The following is a 442-nucleotide window of genomic DNA, read 5'->3' on the forward strand; positions in this document are numbered from 1 at the left end:
GCGGTCATGGAGTCACCTTATGAGTGGTCGGAATATTCGGCCAGCGCCGCGAGCAACCGATCGTTGTCCTCTTCACGGCCGATGCTGATTCTGATGTGGTGGTGAAGTCCGAACTGGCCGGCGTCCTTCACCTGAATGCCCCGTTCGCGCAGGAACCGCAGCGTGCGCTCGCCGGCGGCGTTTTCGACGAGCACGAAATTGGCCTCGGACGACGCGACGCGGTAGCCGAGCCCGCGCAGCGCGTCGGCGACGCGGCGGCGCTGCGCGAGCGTCTTCGCGATGTGCGCCTCACGTGCGCGATCGTTGTCGAGCGCGGCTTCGAGCGCATGCAGATCGAGCGTGCCGACGTTGCAGAACCACTGCTTGCGCTTCATCGCGGCAATCAGCTCGCTCGGCCCGAACAGCGCGCCGAGCCGCAAGCCGGCGAGGCCGTAGGATTTCG

At 66.5% G+C, this 442-nt stretch carries 1 protein-coding gene; it reads right to left on the reverse strand.

The genetic code is table 11. The annotated features are described in order from the left end of the window. Positions 1–17 precede the first annotated feature (17 nt). The coding region (locus tag J5M71_RS28585) for an aminotransferase class I/II-fold pyridoxal phosphate-dependent enzyme (RefSeq protein WP_207839036.1) at positions 18–442 on the reverse strand (425 nt) is incomplete at its 5' end.

The organism is Pseudomonas sp. 43(2021) (assembly GCF_017490805.1).
Classification (GTDB): domain Bacteria; phylum Pseudomonadota; class Gammaproteobacteria; order Pseudomonadales; family Pseudomonadaceae; genus Aquipseudomonas.